The organism is Caecibacter sp. AF58-12pH5A (assembly GCF_027681725.1).
GTDB classification, from domain to species: domain Bacteria; phylum Bacillota; class Negativicutes; order Veillonellales; family Megasphaeraceae; genus Megasphaera; species Megasphaera hominis.
This window is the reverse complement of record NZ_JAQDBC010000004.1, coordinates 84,760-103,300: the sequence shown is the minus strand read 5'-3', so window position 1 is coordinate 103,300 and position 18,541 is coordinate 84,760. Positions and strand designations below refer to the sequence as shown.

Genomic DNA, 18,541 nt, shown 5'->3' with positions numbered 1-18,541 from the left:
CTCGCGGTTTTTGAAAACAGAAAAGAAAAATCTCCCGCTTCACGGGAAGCGGGAGAAAGAGGAGGAGATTATTTAGCGAAATAACGTGCCAGGAGACCATCAAAGATGCGGCCATGACGTGCTTCGTCTTTGCACATTTCATGAACTGTATCATGGATAGCATCGAGGTTCAGCTGTTTAGCAAGGGTTGCGATTTCTTTCTTGCCTGCGCAAGCGCCCTGTTCAGCAGCAGCACGCATTTCGAGGTTCTTCTTCGTGTCGTCAGTTACGACTTCACCGAGCAGTTCAGCAAATTTAGCAGCATGTTCGGATTCTTCGTAAGCGATGCGTTTGTAAGCTTCGGCAACTTCCGGATAGCCCTGGCGGTCAGCAACACGGCTCATGGCGAGGTACATACCAACTTCGGAGCATTCGCCTGTGAAGTTCTGACGGAGACCTTCGAGGATTCTTTCATCAACGCCTTTAGCGATGCCTACGCGATGTTCATCAGCATATACTTTTTCGCCTTCAACGAGTTCCGAGAATTTTTCTTTCGGAGCGCCACACTGCGGACATTTTTCCGGAGCTTCATTGCCTTCAAATACAAAACCGCAAACGCCACATACAAATTTTTTCATAGTAATTACCTCCCACAGTAATTAAAGACATTTTGAAATTAACTATTGATTGTTACTAACAAATAACTCTTATTTGTTACAACTATATTATAGCAGGGTCTATTACTTATTGCAAGGCTTTTTTTGTAAATATTGTTATATGTTAAAAAAAAATATATTATGATGCCATGGGTTACCCTCAATAATAGGGGCGTAAGAGACAAATAACGCGGAAAAAGAGACAAAAAAAGACTGGAACCTGTGCGTTCCAGTCTTTGGCATTACTTAAAAGCTGCTTCGTCTTTAAAATCTTTGTTGCTCGTGCTCCAGCTCTTCCATTCGTCGAGCCAGTCCTTTAATTTAGCCTGCGGGAAGACGTTATCGCAGAGCGTGGATTTCAAGGCTGCACGCAATTCCTGTTCCTTATCGCCTAAGGGATAAATATCTTTGTATTCATCATAGACTTCCCAGAAATCTCTCATATGGAGATTGGCATAGGTTAAGCCGTAAATCCGGAAACAGGCATCGCATAACGTAATGAATACGGCTTCTTCATTGTGCTGGTTTGCATCGTCAAGACCACAGCAGCGCGTGTACAGATGAATGTTATTACCAAACAGGTGACGCAGGTAATCATACACGTCAGAAACCATACCAGGCTGCAATTGCAGCAGCTGACAGCCAGGAGCAAAATAAATAGGGTACTGGGCAATATTATCGAATTCGTCCATCATTAACACCTCTTTGTACAGATTATTTGTCAAATACTTATCTTCATTATAGCATAGGCTATTTCGCATTGCAATTCTACGGCATCAGCGTATTTGTTGAGAATCATTTATATAATTTAAAAAGTTACTGTGAAAAAGTCATTTTACTTATAAGGTTATTGAATATATCCTAATTACATAAATGTAATCGACGGAAGTGAGGGAACAGAGCAAGACGCTATAGAAACATGTTTTTGCTTTTTTTGTATGCCTTGTATGACCTATGATTTATTTGAATGTCAAAAATGGGTAAAAATACTAAGACAGAGGTAAAAAAATTTCAAATCAAGGAGAGCCATTTTGTAGTATCCTTAAAGCGTAATAGTTACAAGATGGTAGATTCATATATGACAAGTGTCTTTTTTCACTTGATACGTAGTCGTTAAGTTTAGGAGAGGTGTTCAAAACAATGGAAAGAAAGTTTAAAACGATGGATGGGAACACGGCAGCAGCATATATTGCCTATGCGTTTACGGAAGTAGCTTCTGTATTCCCTATTACGCCTTCATCGCCGATGGCCGAACACGTAGATGAATGGGCTGCCCAGGGTAAGAAGAATTTATTTGGTCATACTGTAAAACTTCAGGAAATGCAGTCTGAAGGCGGTGCTGTAGCCGCTATGCATGGTGCACTGCAGTGTGGTGCTTTAGCTAATACCTTTACATCCTCCCAGGGCCTCATGCTCATGATTCCGAGCATGTTCAAAATTGCCGGCGAATTATTGCCAGGTGTATTCCATGTAGCTTCTCGTACGGTTGCTTCCCATGCCCTGACCATTTTTGCTGAACACAATGATGTCATGACGACCCGTAGCACCGGTGTGGCTATGCTTGCCGAATCGAGTGTACAGGAAGTCATGGACTTGTCTGCCATTGCTCACGCTGCCGCCATTTCCAGCCGTGTGCCGTTCATGAACTTCTTCGATGGGTTCCGTACGTCCCATGAAATTCAAAAAATCGAAGTCATCGATTATAAGGATTTGGAACAGTTTATCGATCAGGACGCATTGCTTGAATTCCGTCAGCGCGCCTTGAACCCGGATCATCCTGTATGGCGTGGTGCTTGTGAAACAGGCGATATTTACATGCAGCATTTAGAATCGCGTAATAAATTCTATGATGCTATTCCTGATATGGTCGAAGACTACATGAAGAAAGTTCAGGAAATTACAGGTCGTGAATATCATCTCTTCAATTATACAGGTGCACCGGATGCAGAAAACGTTATCGTCATCATGGGTAGTGGTGCCGAAGTCACAGAAGAAACTGTCCGCCGTCTCGTTGCCCAGGGCCGTAAAGTAGGCTGTCTCAATATTCACCTCTTCCGTCCGTGGTCGGAAAGACACTTCCTGGCAGCTTTGCCTAAGACGGTAAAACGCATTGCCGTTCTGGACCGCTCGAAAGAACCGGGCGCTAATGGCGATCCGGTTTACCTGAGTGTAGCCGCTACGTATGCTACGGCACAGGATGCACCGCAGATTTATGCCGGCCGCTTTGGCTTGGGCGGTAAAGAATATTTGCCGGCTGATGTCGTTGCCTGCTTCGATAACCTCGAACAGAGCGAACCGAAAAATCATTTCGTCCTCGGCATTGTCGACGACGTAACCAACCTTTCTTTGCCGAGAACCAGCGATATCAACCTGGGCCAGGAAGAACTCCATGCTTGCAAGTTCTGGGGCTTTGGCTCTGACGGTACTGTCGGTGCCAATAAATCGGCTATCAAAATTATCGGTGACAATACGGACCTTTATGCACAGGGATATTTTGCCTATGACTCCAAGAAATCCGGCGGTGTAACCGTATCGCATCTGCGTTTTGGTAAAGAACCGATCCGCATGCCTTATCTGATTCATCAGGCCGACTTTATTGCCTGCCATCGTCAGTCTTATGTACATAATTTCGATTTGCTCCAGGGCATCAAAGAAGGCGGCACATTCCTCTTGAACTGCACGTGGTCTCCGGCTGAACTGGAAGAAAAACTGCCGGCTTCCCTGAAACGCAGCATTGCCAAGAATCATGTCAAATTCTACATTGTCGATGCTGTTGCCATTGCGCAGAAGATCGGTCTCGGCGGCCGTATCAACATGGTCATGCAGTCGGCCTTCTTCAAGCTGGCTAACGTCATCCCCTTGGATCTGGCAATCAGCAAATTAAAGGATTCTGTCGTCACGTCGTATGGCAATAAAGGCCAGCGTGTTATCGATATGAACTGGGCCGCTATCGACGCCGGTGTACAGTCCATTGTTCCTGTTTCGTATCCGGAAAGCTGGGCTACAGCAGAAGATCAGACAACGGACACGATGAAACATACGGAATTCTTCAAGAAATTCGCTGCCCCCATGGAAGCCCTCCAGGGCGATACATTCCCTGTATCCATCTATGATGGCTGGGAAGATGGCACATACCCCTTGGATACAGCAAAAGAAGAAAAACGCGGTGCTTCCGTATTCGTACCGACTTGGGATGTAGATAAATGCGTACAGTGCAATAAATGCTCCTTCGTTTGCCCCCATGCTGCAATCCGTCCGTTCCTGACAACCGATGAAGAAGCTGCACAGGCTCCGGCAGGTTTGTCTAAGAAGAAAGCCATTGGCACTGACAAATACAACTTTACTATTGCTATTTCCGTAAATGACTGTCTGGGCTGCACCTCGTGCATCAAGGTCTGCCCGGCTCAGGCACTGGAAATGACCGATTATGATAAAGAACAGGATAAAGCTGCTCTTTGGGATTACCTCGTTGATTTGCCGCAGAAACCAAACTTCCTCGACAAAACGACGGTGAAAGGCTCGCAGTTTGAAATGCCGTACCTTGAATTTACAGGTGCTTGCGCAGGCTGTGCAGAAACACCGTATGCCAAGGTTATTACGCAGCTCTTCGGAGACCGCATGATTATTGCCAATGCTCACGGCTGCTCTAACGTTTGGGGCGGCAGTGCGCCGACAAACGGCTACAGGATGAACCAGCAGGGACATGGCCCGGCTTGGGGTAACTCCCTCTTCGAAGATAATGCCGAATATGGCTTAGGCTTCTTCATTGGCGACCGCAGCAACCGGGAACTCCTGAAAGGCTACGTCGATGATGCCAAAGCCGTTGCTTCGCCGGAACTGGCAGCACTCCTGCAGGACTGGGAAGACAACATGGAAGTAGCCGACGGCACACGGGAACGTTCGGATGCTGTCATTGCTGCACTGGAAAAAGAAAAAGCCGGCAAATACGAATTAGAACGCGTATATAGCATGAAACAGTATTTGATCAAACGCAGCACGTGGATCTTTGGTGGTGACGGCTGGGCTTATGATATCGGCTTCGGCGGCCTGGATCACGTATTGGCACAGGATGAAAATGTCAACGTCTTCATCTTCGATACAGAAGTATATTCCAATACAGGCGGTCAGCCTTCCAAAGCTACGCCGACGGCTGCTGTTGGTAAATTCGCTACTATGGGTAAACGGACGAAGAAGAAGGATTTGGGCATGATGTGCATGAGCTATGGCTACATTTATGTAGCTCAGGTAGCTATGGGTGCCGACCCGAATCAGTTCATGAAGGCTATTGCCGAAGCAGAAGCCTATGATGGCCCGTCCATCATCATCGGCTATGCACCGTGCATTAACCACGGTCTTAAAGCCGGTCAGGGCAGCAGCCAGCTGGAACAGAAACGTGCCGTCGATGCCGGTTACTGGCAGCTGTACCGCTACAACCCGGATCTGAAGGATCAGGGCAAGAATCCGTTCAGCCTGGATTCGAAAGAACCGAAGGCTAACTTCCGTGACTTCCTCATGGGCGAAGTACGTTTTGCTTCTCTCCAGAAGGTAGATCCTGATCAGGCTGAAGCACTGTATCAGAAAACGGAAAAGGATGCGCGTGACCGTTATGAAAGCTATGTAAGAACGCAAAAAGCCTTTGACTTATCTTTAGATAAATAAAACTCGTTTCTATGTTAACCATAGAATAGACAGATAGTTGTTCCTGCCGGGGCCAGGTTCCGGCAGGAACAAGATCTGTTTTTTTAGGCGTGTATAATGACTTTTTCGTATAACTTAAATTAGCATATAAAAAGAAGGTGTCATGATAAATGCGACCGTATCAATCTGTAACACCTGAAATTATGGAAGAATTGAAGCAAATTGTAGGTTCTCACTACGCTTCAAACGATCCGGATAAACTGGCAGGCTATAAAACGGATCAGGAAGAAAATACGTTGTATCATCATATGCCGGAAGCCGTTGTCTATCCTGAAACGACGGAACAAGTAGCAGCCATTATGAAACTGGCAACCCGTTTGCGCATTCCTGTTACACCCCGCAGTGGCGGTACAGGACTGGCTGGTGGCGCCATTCCGGTGTGCGGCGGTATTGTCCTCGTATTTGACCGCATGAATAAAATCCTGGAATTGGATCCGGTCAATATGTTTGTCCGCGTACAAGCCGGGACGCCGACGATTGAAATCCAGAATGCAGCGAAAGAACATGGCTTGCTCTATGCCGGGGATCCGTGCAGTGTCGACGCAGGCTGTGAAATTGGCGGCAATATTTCGACCAATGCCGGTGGCAACAAGGCTGTCCGCTTTGGTACAACACGCAATCAGGTGTATTCCCTGCGCTGCGTTACGGCGCGTGGCGAAATCCTCGATGTCGGTGCCCGCCTTAAAAAGCAGAGTACAGGCTATGCCCTGGAACAGCTGATTATCGGTTCAGAGGGGACCTTGGTCGTTGTCACCGAAGCGACGCTGAAATTGCAGCCTTTGCCTAAGAATACGGCAGACCTGCTGGCTGTGTTCCACGACATCGATGACGCACTGCAGCTGCCTAACCTGATTTTAAAGGAAGGGATTAATCCTATTTCCTTGGAATTGATGGATACAAATTGTATCCGCTTGTGCAAAAAGAACCTTAAAATCGACCTGCCTCATGCAGAGGAAGAAAATGTCACCTATGTCATCATTACCATCGATGGCCTGACGGAAGAAGAAACAGACCAGAAGATGGAAAAAATTGTCAGCTTATGTGAAAGTATACACGCAGTCGATCTGCTGATGGCCGACCAAGACCGGATTTGGCGGGCCCGACGCGACATCGCTGAAGCGACGCGTATTGAAAGCCTCGTCTTTTATGCAGAAGATATCGTCGTGCCCATTGATAAAATCAGCACGCTCATCAAAAAGCTGCCTGAGCTTGAAGGCAAGTACGGTATCCGGACGATTACGGCGGCCCATATAGGCGATGGCAACATTCACGTACATGCCATGCAATGTGATACACCGGATGACGTGTGGAACGAAAAACTCGATGCCTTCCATCAGGACCTCTATGGCCTCGTCTATCAGCTAGGCGGCCGGTTATCAGGGGAACACGGCATTGGCTGCAAGAAGATTAAAGAAATGGAAACCTTTACCAATCCTGTGCAGCTGGAATACATGCGGGAAATTAAGAAGGTCTTCGACCCGGAAGATATTTTGAATCCCGGTAAAATTTTTACCCTGCCGGAATAAGACCGGCAGGGACCTGGGGATGACAAAAATATTAAATGAAAGGTCAAAATTTTAAGATAAAAAATTTGGCCAATATGGTATTCTATAGATGTAACTATTCGGAAATGTAAGGCCATTTGTGAGAGATACTCATAGTTCTGACTAAAGTTGCCATGCATGAATACGTATAGAGAATGTCTCGTTAAGTGAAAGGACGTACGTATATGTAAAATATCGTGCGCTCCCGTTCGTGCTAAGGCAATGCGATTATACAATTTATTTAAAAAGGAGCATACGTTTTATGAGAAGCGAAATTACTACTAAGGGCATTGAAAGAGCAACACACCGCGCGTTATATTATTCCATGGGCTTTTTGCCGGAAGATCTGGAAAAACCGATCGTTGCCGTCGTAAATACACAGAACGAAGCCATGCCTGGCCACGTTCATTTGGACAGCATTGCCAAAGCCGTAAAAGAAGGCATTATTGCTAACGGTGGTACACCTGTAGAATTCCCGACTATTGCCATCTGCGATGGTATTGCCCAAGGCCATTATGGTATGCACTATCCGCTGGCCAGCCGCGAATTGATTGCCGATTCTATCGAATGTATGGTTAATGCCCATCAGTATGATGCCATGGTATTGATTACGAACTGTGACAAGATTACACCGGGGATGCTCCTGGCAGCTGTACGCCTGAATATTCCGGCTATCCTCATCAGCGGCGGTACCATGGCTACAGGCTGCATCGATGGCCGCAAGATCAACTATACGGACCTCATGGCTGATCAGGGCGACGTAGTCCGCGGTATTATTACACGCGATGAATTGTCCCGCCGTGAACAAGTGGCCCTGCCTGGCTGCGGTGCTTGTAACCTGCTCGGCACAGGCAACACGATGAACTATATGACCGAAGCCCTGGGCCTTTGCCTGCCCGGTTCGGATATGCTGGCTGCTACCGGCCAGAGACTGGCTTTGGCTAAGAGAACCGGCATGAAGATCATGGACCTCGTACGGGATAACATCCTGCCCCGTCAGATTATTACAAAAGAAGCTATTGAAAACGCTATTGCCGTCGACATGGCTATTGGCGGTTCGACCAATACGGTATTGCACTTAACGGCTCTGGCTCATGCAGCAGATATCGATTTTGACGTCAATGTCTTCACGGATATTGCCAAAAAGGTACCGCACCTCGTTAAGATTAAACCGGCTACGAATGGCTGCTATCCGGCTGACTTCCATTATGCCGGCGGCGTCAAAGCGGTCATGAAGGAACTGTTTGATTTGGGCCTCATCCATGGCGACTGCCTGACTGTTACGGGAGAAAAAGTAGAAGCAAATGTAGCCGATGGCAAAGTCATCAACGACGAAATCATCAAAACACCGGAAAACGCCTACTCCCAGACAGGCGGCTTGGAAATTCTCTATGGTACGCTGGCTCCGGGCGGTGCTGTATGTAAAAAAGCTGCCGTTGCACCGGAAATGCTCCATCATCAGGGCCCGGCCCGTGTATTTGACCAGGAAGAAGCTGCTGTAAAAGCCATTTATGGTGGCGAAATCAACCCTGGCGATATCGTTGTCGTCCGTTATGAAGGACCGAAAGGCGGCCCGGGCATGCGCGAAATGCTCACGGCTACAGCTGCTATTGTCGGCATGGGCCTTTCTAAAGAAGTTGGCCTCGTAACAGACGGCCGTTTCTCCGGCGCTACATCCGGCGCCTGCGTCGGCCACGTTTCTCCGGAAGCTGCTGAAGGCGGTCCTATCGCCCTGGTACAGGAAGGCGACCAGATTGAAATCGACCTGAACGAACAGCGTGTAGAATTGCTGGTTCCGCAAGAAGAACTGGCCCGCCGTAAAGCTGCCTGGAAACGTCCGGAACAGAATTACATTCAGAAGGGAAGCTACTTGTCGCGGTATTCGAAACTCGTTTCTTCCGCCATGGAAGGCGCTGTTTTTGAAGACTAAGACATACTATTACAGTAAAGGAGTGTGTTAACCCGATGGTTCAACACAGAGATTTTGTTGCAGAAAGAGCCTATGACGATATCGAATTAGGGGAAACTGCCAGCATTACCAAAATGATCAGCGAAGCTGATGTCGTAAATTTTGCCGGGATCATCGGGGACTTCAATCCACTGCATGTCAATCCGGAATACGCTAAAAACAGTATGTTTGGCGAACGCATTTGCCACGGCATGCTGACAGCTTCCTTTATTTCTACGCTCGTAGGCTGTGGCATTCCGGGCAGAAATGGGTTATACTTATCTCAGAACGTAAAATTCGTAAAACCCGTTAAAATCGGTGATACGATTACTGCTACGGCAGAAGTTATCGAAAAGATCGATGCCAAACAGCGTATTGTCCTGAGCACTGTCATTAAGAACCAACGTGGCGAAGTCGTCATCGACGGCCAAGCTACTGTTATGGTAATGAAGAAAAAATAAGCACCTTTTTCTTCTCTGTTAATTTCTTAACTTACACATGTGGAGGTACTAGCAATATGTCATTTTTGAATGAAGAACAAGCAAGCTTAATCAAAGTTGTCGCTGATTTTGCCAAACAGGAAATTGCTCCTAACGCTGCCCATTACGATGAAACGGAAGAATTCCCTTGGGATAATATCCATAAGATGGCAGAATTAGGTCTCATGGGTATGCCTGTACCCGAATCCCTGGGTGGCGCAGAAACAGATACGGTAACCTATGTAGCAGCTATTGAAGAAATTGCTAAAGCCGATGCCGCAACAGGTGCCATCATGGCTATTCACACGTCGACAGGTATTATGCCAATCCTGATGAATGGTTCGGAAGAACAGAAGAAGAAATATGTTCCTGATCTTGCTACAGGTAAAAAAGTAGGCGCCTTCGCCCTGACGGAACCGAATGCCGGCTCCGATGCTGCCGGTGTACAGACGACAGCTGTCCTCGATGGTGATGAATACGTATTAAACGGCAGCAAATGCTTTATCAGTAACGGTGGCGAAGCAGACGTATACACCGTATTGGCCAGCACGGATAAGAGCAAAGGCACGCGTGGCATTTCTGCCTTCATCGTAGAAAAAGGCACACCGGGCTTTACGTTCGGCAAAAAAGAACACAAATTGGGTATCCGCGCTTCGGCTACACGGGAACTCGTGTTCCAGGACTGCCGTATTCCGAAAGAAAACCTCTTAGGCGTAGAAGGCAAAGGCTTCTCCAGCGCTATGGCCGTTCTCGACGGCGCCCGCATTGGTATCGGTTCCCAGGCTGTAGGTATTGCCCAGGCTGCCTACGAAGCTGCTTTGGAATATTCCAAAGTCCGCATTCAGTTCGGCAAACCGATTGCTAAACAGCAGGTTATCAGCTTCATGCTCGCCGACATGGCTATCCAGATCGAAGCATCCCGCCAGCTCGTACGTCATGCCGCTGAATTAAAAGATGCCGGCCTGCCTTTTGCAAAAGAAGCAGCTATGGCAAAGACACTGGCTTCCGATACGGCTGTTAAGGTAGCCCTCGATGCCGTACAGGTTCTCGGTGGCTATGGCTATACGCGCGAATATCCGGTAGAACGGTACTTGCGTGATGCCAAGATTACACAGATTTACGAAGGTACGAACCAGATTCAGCGCCTCGTTATTTCCCGCGCTATTTTGGGCAAATTCTAATACAGCACAGGGAATACCTTGCGATGTATAAACTAAAACTATATTACTGAGTTTCTTTGATTGACGTACATAAGAGTCAGGCTGCCTGGTTTCAGGTGGCCTGACTCTCTGTGCATTTTTATAAGCCGTTAACTTACAGAGAGAAAACAGGGCCGGCCGGCAAGGCTGGTGCGCATAAGGTGAAAAAATATGGGAAAACAGACAGCCTCTATGAAGGAACGTATTAAAAATTACTATGGTGTAGATATCATTCGCGACGTAGTCAGGGAATGGGGCGAACAGTACTGGCTGCAATTGGATCCGGATGAAAAGGAAAACCAGCCGATCGTTTCCCTGGTTATTTTGTACCCTAACAAGGTACAGGTAACGCATAATCATTTTGGCTTTCACGAAATTCTAATCGGCATTTCCGGCACGTGTTACCATTGGTGCGGCGAACGGAAGATTGTCCTGACGAAAGGGAAAATCGGTCACGTCGACAACGATTGTACCCACCGGATCATCAACCCGGAAGCTACACCGGCTCACTTTATCAGCGTCATTTATCCCGATGTCAATAAGACTCTCGTCGAAAGCGATTATCTCGATCAGATGAAGTTTTCCTCTATGGCCAAGAAATTTAATCTCGACAAGGTCATCGTAAATTTTGCCGACTTGGTGCACATGAAATGCTTCCTGCTGGATCAGGATGGCAGCCTTTACGGAAATCAGGAGGATTTGCCGGCTTTATGCAAGCGCTGCCGCAAGAAAAAACTGGGCAATTGCCTTCTGTTTGACTACGAGCAGCAAAAGCTGGCTGTTGAAGAGGGAACCTTTCAGTGCTGTTTCGGCGTCACTGTCAACCAGCTGCCTGTAACGGTCAATCATGCTACCCTGGGCTATTTGTTGTGTGGCTTTGGCCGCATCTCTGACTTGCCTGATGAAGCGGTTCTGCAGCATATGGATAAAAACAGTGAAGCCGATTACGATGCCCTGCCTCTGATTTCGCCCAATCACCTCATTGCGATTGCCAAAAATCTTTCCTTATTGACCAATACCTTCGTCGATTTGATTACGACAAACCAGAAGGACGAAGAACTCAATACGTATAAACGGGATCTGACGCGGGAACGGGAAACACAGGTACAGCTGGAAGAACTGCTGAATCAGACACAACTGAAATTTTTGGAATCCCAGATTAACGTGCACTTTCTGTTCAACACGCTCAATACCATTGCCCAGCAGGCATATATTGAAGGAGCGACCAACGTTGCGTCTCTGACCTATGCCTTATCCAATTTATTGCGTCTCAGCCTGGGGAAAGAAAAAGCGGAAATTACCATTCAGGAAGAACTGAATTATATTCGTGACTACTTATATATTCAAAAAGTGCGCTTTCCTGACAAATTTAAGGCGACCTTTGACATCCAGCCGGAAATCTTGCCCGTACAGATTCCTTTGATGAGCATTCTGGTTCTCATTGAAAATGCCATCCTCCATGGCTTTCAGAATATTAATTATCTTGGTATACTGGAGATTAAAGGGTATGTAGAGGCTGACCACATTATCATTCAGGTACGGGATAATGGCTGTGGCGTATCGGACGACGTCGTCGATATGGTTCACAATTTGCCCAAGACCGATGACATTAAGATTCATCTCAGTGGGATTGGCCTTAAAAATATTTATTTACGGCTCAAATTGTTCTTCGACGGCAATTTTAGCCTGCGCCTGGAAAAATTACCCGATACGGGCACGCTGGCTACGTTGAAAATACCCTATACGCAGTCGTAATGCGCAGGAGGTGAGACGCATGTATAAGCTTGTCATTGCAGACGATGAGGTCATTGTCTTTCAGTTTGTAAAAATGGTCATTGAAAAGAACCGGCTGCCCTTAGAGATTTGTGGCACAGCAGAAAATGGCACAGAAGCCATACGGCTCATCGACCAATATAAGCCGGAATTCGTTATGCTGGATATCAATATGCCGGGCTACAACGGTTTGGAAGTAGCCGAACAGATGCGGGCTAAATATCCGGATATGTTCATTTACATCGTAACGGCGTATAAGGAATTCGATTATGTCTATAAGGCCATGCATGTAGCCGTGACGGATTATTTAGTAAAACCGATTAAACCGGATGATCTTGTAGAAGCCTTAAAGAAAGGTATCTCCTTAGCAGCTAAACGAAACCAGGACCGGGATCAGGCTGAAGCCGTAAAAAAACAGCTGGCAGCCCAATACCCTATTGTCATGAAAGAACGGATTACGGAATTATTGCGCATGAACGAAAGTGATGCAACGCTGCTGCCCTTACTGCGGCAATTTTCAGGACGCCAACGCTTTACGCCCATTGCCGTATGTGCCCTGGCCGGATGGCTGCCGCCAACCAAAGCAGGCGACCTGGAAAAGTTGTCCGTCCGGGAAGAAGATTTTTCCCTCTTCCATGACTATGGTGTGCTCCTCAGCAAAGAGGATACACTGGTGCTCATTCTGGATCATTGGAATGCGTCTGTCCGCGCACAGCTGCAACAGACCGTTGCCACCTGCGAACAACAGCGGGGCGGTGTGTTTTCTACGGTCATCTATATGAAACAAGACAAGCCCTTGGCGGAAATATATAAAAAGGCCATAGAAACATGTCACATGAATCTTTTTTGGCAAGTCCGGGGAACGATCATTTTGGGGACCAGTGCCAAAGAAGAAACGGAGCGGGAAGAAAAGATTGACTTTACCCACACGTACGATGTATTCGAACAATTTCTCATCAATCACGAAACGGCTGCCGGAAAAGAATATATGGCCCGTATTTTTGCGGAAATGCAGGCCCAGGAATATCCCCGCAGTCTGGTCAATGTGAGCCTCATCAAATTCGGCTGTGACCTGCTCGATCAATACGGGAAGGCTCTTTTCCCGGCAGAAAAGGTACGGCATATGGAAGAAGCGTATATTGCCGCCATCAACGGAGCCTCTCACGCCGGGGCCGTACAACGCTATGTATATCAGCTCATCGATGACCTGACGCAGAATAGCGCAGCCAGTCAAAATAGTGCAGAAAAAATCGTCAAGTGGGCTCAAAATTATATGGAAGATAATTACTACCAGGATATTACATTAGAACAGGTGGCCAAGGTCTTTTATGTAAGCGAAGGCTATATGTGCCGTATCTTCAAAAAGTATACAGGAAAACGGTATATTGCGTATTTAACGGACATACGGATGAAAAAGGCCAAAGAATTACTCGTAAGCGGTACGTTTACGATTGCTGAGGTAGCACGGAAAACAGGCTTTAAGGATGCCAGCTATTTCAGTACGGTCTTTAAGAAATATTATGCCTATCCGCCCAGTAAATTATTGGGACAACCAGGCGATGAGCGCTCAGGGAAATAGCTGTACTGTATTTTACGGGTATTTTACGCAATGTATATGCATATCTGACCTTTTTCGTATATAGTTACTGTAAAAAAACGGAAAAGGAGATATGACTATGAAACAGAATGGATGGTGGCAGGAAAGCTGGAAACGTTGTGCAGGCGCTTTGTGCATTCTGTCTGCGTTGACCTTTGCACCGGCCATGCCGGCGCTTACAATGCCCGTGCAGGCAGCTATGGTACAGACTCAGACAGGTACGCAGGTACAGAGTATGGCCTGGGATCCGGCTGTTAAGACGGGCCTGAATGACCTGGTACGGCTCTATGGTTCGTCAGCACCGTCGTATCGTCAGGATGCACGGCCCTATGCTATTTTTGATTTTGACAATACGACGTCTATTATGGACGTAGAAGAACAGCTGGAAATCTGGCAGCTCGATCATTTGGCCTTTGCCATTGCGCCGTCTCAGATGAGCACGATCCTGAAAACAGGCATTCCTGCAGATAAGCTCGATGCTACCTATGGTGCTGACGATGGCTCCGGGCGGCAAGTGTCTATCCGCGATGCCATTTTCGATGCATCCCGGGCTTATGCATCCCTCTATAAAGCCGGCCTGGTTACGCCTAACGGCAGGACTCTCACGGCAGCCGAACAAGCACGTCCGGATTATCAGGAATTCAAAGCAAAAATGCGCTGGCTCTACGACGCCATTGGCGAAACGATGGACGCGTCCGTTTCTTATCCCTGGGTCACGTACTGGTTTACTGGCATGACGCCGCAGCAGGTCTATAATCTGGCCCTCACGTGTGACGCATACTATGGCAACCCGGAAAAAGGCCAGACCTGGGATAAAGGACATTACATGAGCCCGGCTGACAGCCTGTCTTTGGCCGGCCCGGTACGTGTTTCCTTTAAACGCGGCATTACAGTTACACCGGAAATGAAGGAAGTATATCGTACGCTGAGCCAGAATGGCATTGACTGCTGGATCGATTCAGCATCGCCAGTCGACGTTGTCCGGGCTGCCGTTGATTATTTCCAGATTCCCGGCGTCAAAGGCATCGTGGCCATGACCAATAAAACTGATGCCCAGGGCCGCTATATCAACGCCTACGATTATGATCTCCACGCCCAGACACAAGGTGAAGGCAAAGCACAGACAATTGATAAGGTCATTGCCCCGCAATACGATGGCCGTGGTCCGATTTTCGTGGCCATGGATTCCCAAGGGGACTTCAATTTCTGCACGGAATACAAAGATACGAAGGAGGTTCTCATCATCAACCGTAAGCGGAGCGATGATGCGGGCTTGTGCGCAGCCATTGCCGTATGGCAAAAGGGCAAGGGCATGACACTGGCAGAAGTAAACCGCCAGGGCGACGCTCTCTTCCTCCTGCAGGGCCGCGATGAAAATAGCGGTGTTTTCTGGAGCACCGATGAAACACGGCTTTTAGGCAAGTTCCAACCAGCATACCTTTCCGATAAGGCCTTGGCTGCTGTAAACCAATTGAACCAAGGAAAAAGTGTGGGCCAGGTACTGGCTGACAATACAAAACTGAAAACGTCTTATGCCGGTTACAAGAGCCGCTAAGCGCATAACTATACGTAGAGAAAGACCGTTTCTGCCGCCCATGGCAGAAACGGTCTTTTTGTCGTGTCAGGAGAAAGTATTTGCGTTTTCTGACGGCAGAAATGAGAAAAATGCAGAGTTTATATTCATTTGTAACAATCCTTTGTTATAATAGTACTATACATTCTATTTCCATTAAAAAGGGAGTGATACGCATGCGTTACTATAAAAAAATCGGGGCGGCCTTCTGTTGCGCCCTCAGCCTGAGCCTGCCTGTATTGGCGGCTAATCCGTGGCAGGATGCCTTAAACCAGATCCTGGAGCAGGTACCGGCCGTAGGTACAGCGTTAAAGAATACGTCCGGAGCCGGTGTAGTCCCTATTACGGGCAGTACCGGTACGGCACCTGCGCAGACAGGAGAGACGACAGGTACTACGACGGGCACTGCGCCGGCGGAACCGGTTAAACCGGCAGCTCCTGTGGCAGCGAAGGAACTCGATGTCGTTTTGGTCCTCGATAAGAGCGGCTCTATGAAAGGCCTGGAGAAGAATACGATCGACGGTTATAACACGATGCTCGCGAAGGAACGGAAACTCCCTGTGCCGACAGAGGTGACGACAGTTCTCTTTAGCAGTAATTACGAAATCCTTACAGATCGCCAGCCCATTGCGCAAGTCAGCGACATGAGTGAAGACACCTATACGGTTCGCGGTGCTACCGCTCTCTACGATGCCGTCGGCATGGCCATTGATAAAATGGATGCGGTCAAAGGGATTCACGATCCTGGTCATCAGGTGCTCTTCGTCATCATTACAGACGGACTGGAAAATTACAGCCAGAAATATGATCAGGAACAGATCAAGAAGAAAATCGATGCAGCCCAGGAACAGGGCTGGGAATTCGTCTTTATTGGTGCCAATATGGATGCAGAAAAGGTAGCTTCCGACCTGGGCATTAAAGAGGAAAATGCAGCCACCTATGAAAATAGCGAAAAAGGCGTACAGGCAAATTATAAGGCCGTTTCCCAAATGGTAGAAAGTCTGGCCAGGACATCGAGTCTCGTTGGCTCCCAGTGGAAGAATTCTATTGTCAGGGGCAACTGAGAAGGGCTTACGGCAGAGGCTGGTGTTTCGTTGTTGACGCTCTTATACGGGCGTGCTATAATCTAGATGTAAATTATTTTTTTACAACAGAAAAGAGGATGATACGTATGGAAAAAGGAACACATCGTGATCAGGTATTGAAGGAAGTACAGGCTTTAATTGCCTCTCCCAGTATCTATTCCGGCTTGAAAGAATTGGCCCAGGCCTGGCTCCAGGCTGAAGGCACGGCAGACGAAGCGGCAGCTACAGAAAAATTAGTGGCCGAACTGAAAGCGGATGTTCAATCCATTGATACCGTACTGGCTTTCTTCGATTCCCCTGCAGGCACGAAGGTCTTCGGTGCTGAACAGGCAGCGGCCCTGACGGCACAGGCTAAGAAGGTAAAGGCTGAAGGCGGCCAATACTGCTTCTGCCCGGCTTGCACCGCTGGCAAAGCATTGCTGGATCTGTTGGCATAATTCGTGTTCCAAACATAAAATAAGTACTACTTATACTACTTTAGCGTGTAAGCCGTACTTATTTTTTATCATTTTCCCTGCAGCGATTGGAGACTGTCCCGCATATCTCCCAGGCTGTGGCGCATAGCTTGCATACTCTTTTTGAGATTTTTGACGTTTTCCCGGAATTGTTTGCGAGTTTCCGCCTGTTGCTGTACGCGGGCCGGATCGTGCAGCACCAGGGAATCGCCGTTTCCAGGATCGACCATGCGGATGGTACTGAGCTTGACATCGCCATTGACAATATGCAGGGCATCTGTGCGTATATCACCTAAGGAAGTACTGATGACGACGTCGTAGAAGTCAAGCTTGCGGTTCTGGTTATTGAAGCGGCCCGCTATTTTTGTAAAATGAATTGGGAAATAATAGCCTTTATCGGAGTAAAAGCTGCCATAGGCCATGACCTGATGGGGCTGCCCGTCAGAGCGCAGGGCCATGTTCAGATGAACGCGTGTACGGAACTTCATATCCTGTAAGGCAATACTGCTTTCGAGATCTGAGCCTTCTCCATAAATATCGTAGGCCCGTGTGGCCAGGTTATAATCACCATAGGCCTTTAGCGTGCCGCCATAGACGGAGGCCGTGACATCCGTAAAGGTGAAGAGGGAATTTTCATAGTGCACGTTGCCCTTCACGTCGGTAAAAAATAGGGCCGGCAAGTCGAGCTGTGCCATTTTCAGGTGCCCGTCAGCAACGGGATAATCGAGAGGACCCTGGACATGGAACGAAAGAGTCAGCTGATCGTGTACATCGTCACCCAGACCCAGAGACGAGGGATCGATGTTGACCATATCCATTTTCATATCCATGACAGGCATTGCCGGTTTCAGGTCGATAATACCACTAATGGCGATGCCGTCGCCAATGGCGTTTCCGGAAAAGCGGCCTGTGGAAAATTTCATGTCAATACGCCGGCCTGTAAAAATACCGATGTGGGCGTTGACGCTGTCCATAATATAGTGACGCCGCTTATGAAACGATTCAAAACGGCAGTTATTGAGGTCAATAGAGCAGTGCAGCTTTTGCCCATTCCAGTTGAAATTGCGGATCCTGTCGCGCCACGAGCGCCCTTCACGACGCGCCTTTTCCAGCTCCTGCTGCCGTTCAGCCGGGTCCTGTAAGACCAGATCCATGCGCATATTGTGGTCGAAATAGGCGGCAATCGTGGCGTCGTTCAGGGTCAGGTTGAGGAGACTCGTCGACGTAATATTCTTTGTAATGACGTCCCAGGGACGGACTGTAAAACTGCCGCTGGGGACCTCGAGAATGACATGACCGTCGGGATCCTTCCAGAGGAGATCGGTAAACTCGACTTGTCCTGTAAAATCAGCGGATAACGTAGCGACGGTAATGGTGCCACGCAGCATGTGCTGCTCGGCCATGGCATGATTAAAAAGCTGGGCGGCACCGTGCATGGCCGTAAAAAAGATGACGCCGCACAGGCAAAGCGTACCTATGAGAGCCGTTAAAAAACGGCGTACAGCCGTGCTGTGTTGTTTGAGCTTGTTTTTTATGATGGCAAACATGTCGGCGT

13 protein-coding genes are annotated in these 18,541 nt (G+C 47.9%); 10 read left to right on the top strand and 3 right to left on the bottom strand.

The genetic code is table 11. From position 1 onward, the window contains the following. Positions 1–68 precede the first annotated feature (68 nt). Positions 69–617 (bottom strand): NADH peroxidase, encoded by a 549-nt coding sequence (locus PGX44_RS03450; RefSeq protein ID WP_186501983.1) that lies wholly within the window; start codon positions 615–617, stop codon positions 69–71. 260 nt (positions 618–877) lie between these two features. Further along, positions 878–1,330 (bottom strand): hypothetical protein, encoded by a 453-nt coding sequence (locus PGX44_RS03445; RefSeq protein WP_498854267.1) that lies wholly within the window; start codon positions 1,328–1,330, stop codon positions 878–880. Between the two features lie 445 nt (positions 1,331–1,775). Here PGX44_RS03445 and nifJ point away from each other — a divergent pair, with 445 nt between their 5' ends. The 10 genes from nifJ (at position 1,776) to PGX44_RS03395 (ending at position 16,968) form a co-directional block, all read left to right on the top strand. Then, on the top strand, positions 1,776–5,294 hold the full coding sequence (nifJ, locus tag PGX44_RS03440; RefSeq protein ID WP_498854266.1) for a pyruvate:ferredoxin (flavodoxin) oxidoreductase: 3,519 nt from the start codon (positions 1,776–1,778) through the stop codon (positions 5,292–5,294). Positions 5,295–5,443: 149 nt separating this feature from the next. Then, complete coding sequence (locus tag PGX44_RS03435; RefSeq protein ID WP_186501985.1) at positions 5,444–6,859, top strand: FAD-binding oxidoreductase; 1,416 nt, start codon at positions 5,444–5,446, stop codon at positions 6,857–6,859. Between the two features lie 280 nt (positions 6,860–7,139). Next, positions 7,140–8,807: a dihydroxy-acid dehydratase gene (gene ilvD, locus PGX44_RS03430; RefSeq protein ID WP_498854265.1), complete on the top strand. Its 1,668-nt coding sequence runs from the start codon at positions 7,140–7,142 to the stop codon at positions 8,805–8,807. Between the two features lie 35 nt (positions 8,808–8,842). Next, a complete protein-coding gene (locus PGX44_RS03425) occupies positions 8,843–9,286 on the top strand; it encodes a MaoC family dehydratase (protein ID WP_289001396.1) in 444 nt (147 codons plus the stop codon). 56 nt (positions 9,287–9,342) lie between these two features. Then, positions 9,343–10,485: an acyl-CoA dehydrogenase gene (locus tag PGX44_RS03420; protein WP_186501988.1), complete on the top strand. Its 1,143-nt coding sequence runs from the start codon at positions 9,343–9,345 to the stop codon at positions 10,483–10,485. Between the two features lie 189 nt (positions 10,486–10,674). Beyond that, positions 10,675–12,258: a histidine kinase gene (locus PGX44_RS03415; protein ID WP_498854264.1), complete on the top strand. Its 1,584-nt coding sequence runs from the start codon at positions 10,675–10,677 to the stop codon at positions 12,256–12,258. Positions 12,259–12,277: 19 nt separating this feature from the next. Next, complete coding sequence (locus PGX44_RS03410; RefSeq protein ID WP_498854263.1) at positions 12,278–13,855, top strand: response regulator transcription factor; 1,578 nt, start codon at positions 12,278–12,280, stop codon at positions 13,853–13,855. A 97-nt stretch (positions 13,856–13,952) separates the two neighbouring features. Next, positions 13,953–15,428 (top strand): HAD family hydrolase, encoded by a 1,476-nt coding sequence (locus PGX44_RS03405; RefSeq protein ID WP_498854262.1) that lies wholly within the window; start codon positions 13,953–13,955, stop codon positions 15,426–15,428. 194 nt (positions 15,429–15,622) lie between these two features. Then, on the top strand, positions 15,623–16,510 hold the full coding sequence (locus PGX44_RS03400) for a vWA domain-containing protein (RefSeq protein ID WP_498854261.1): 888 nt from the start codon (positions 15,623–15,625) through the stop codon (positions 16,508–16,510). A gap of 107 nt (positions 16,511–16,617) precedes the next feature. After that, positions 16,618–16,968 carry a heat-shock protein Hsp90 gene (locus PGX44_RS03395; RefSeq protein WP_498854260.1) on the top strand — a complete coding sequence of 117 codons (351 nt, stop codon included), beginning with the start codon at positions 16,618–16,620 and terminating at the stop codon, positions 16,966–16,968. Between the two features lie 68 nt (positions 16,969–17,036). Here PGX44_RS03395 and PGX44_RS03390 read toward each other — a convergent pair whose 3' ends face one another. Beyond that, the gene (locus PGX44_RS03390) at positions 17,037–18,533 is read right to left on the bottom strand and encodes an AsmA family protein (protein WP_498854259.1); all 1,497 of its coding nucleotides are present in this window, start codon (positions 18,531–18,533) and stop codon (positions 17,037–17,039) included. Positions 18,534–18,541 lie beyond the last annotated feature (8 nt).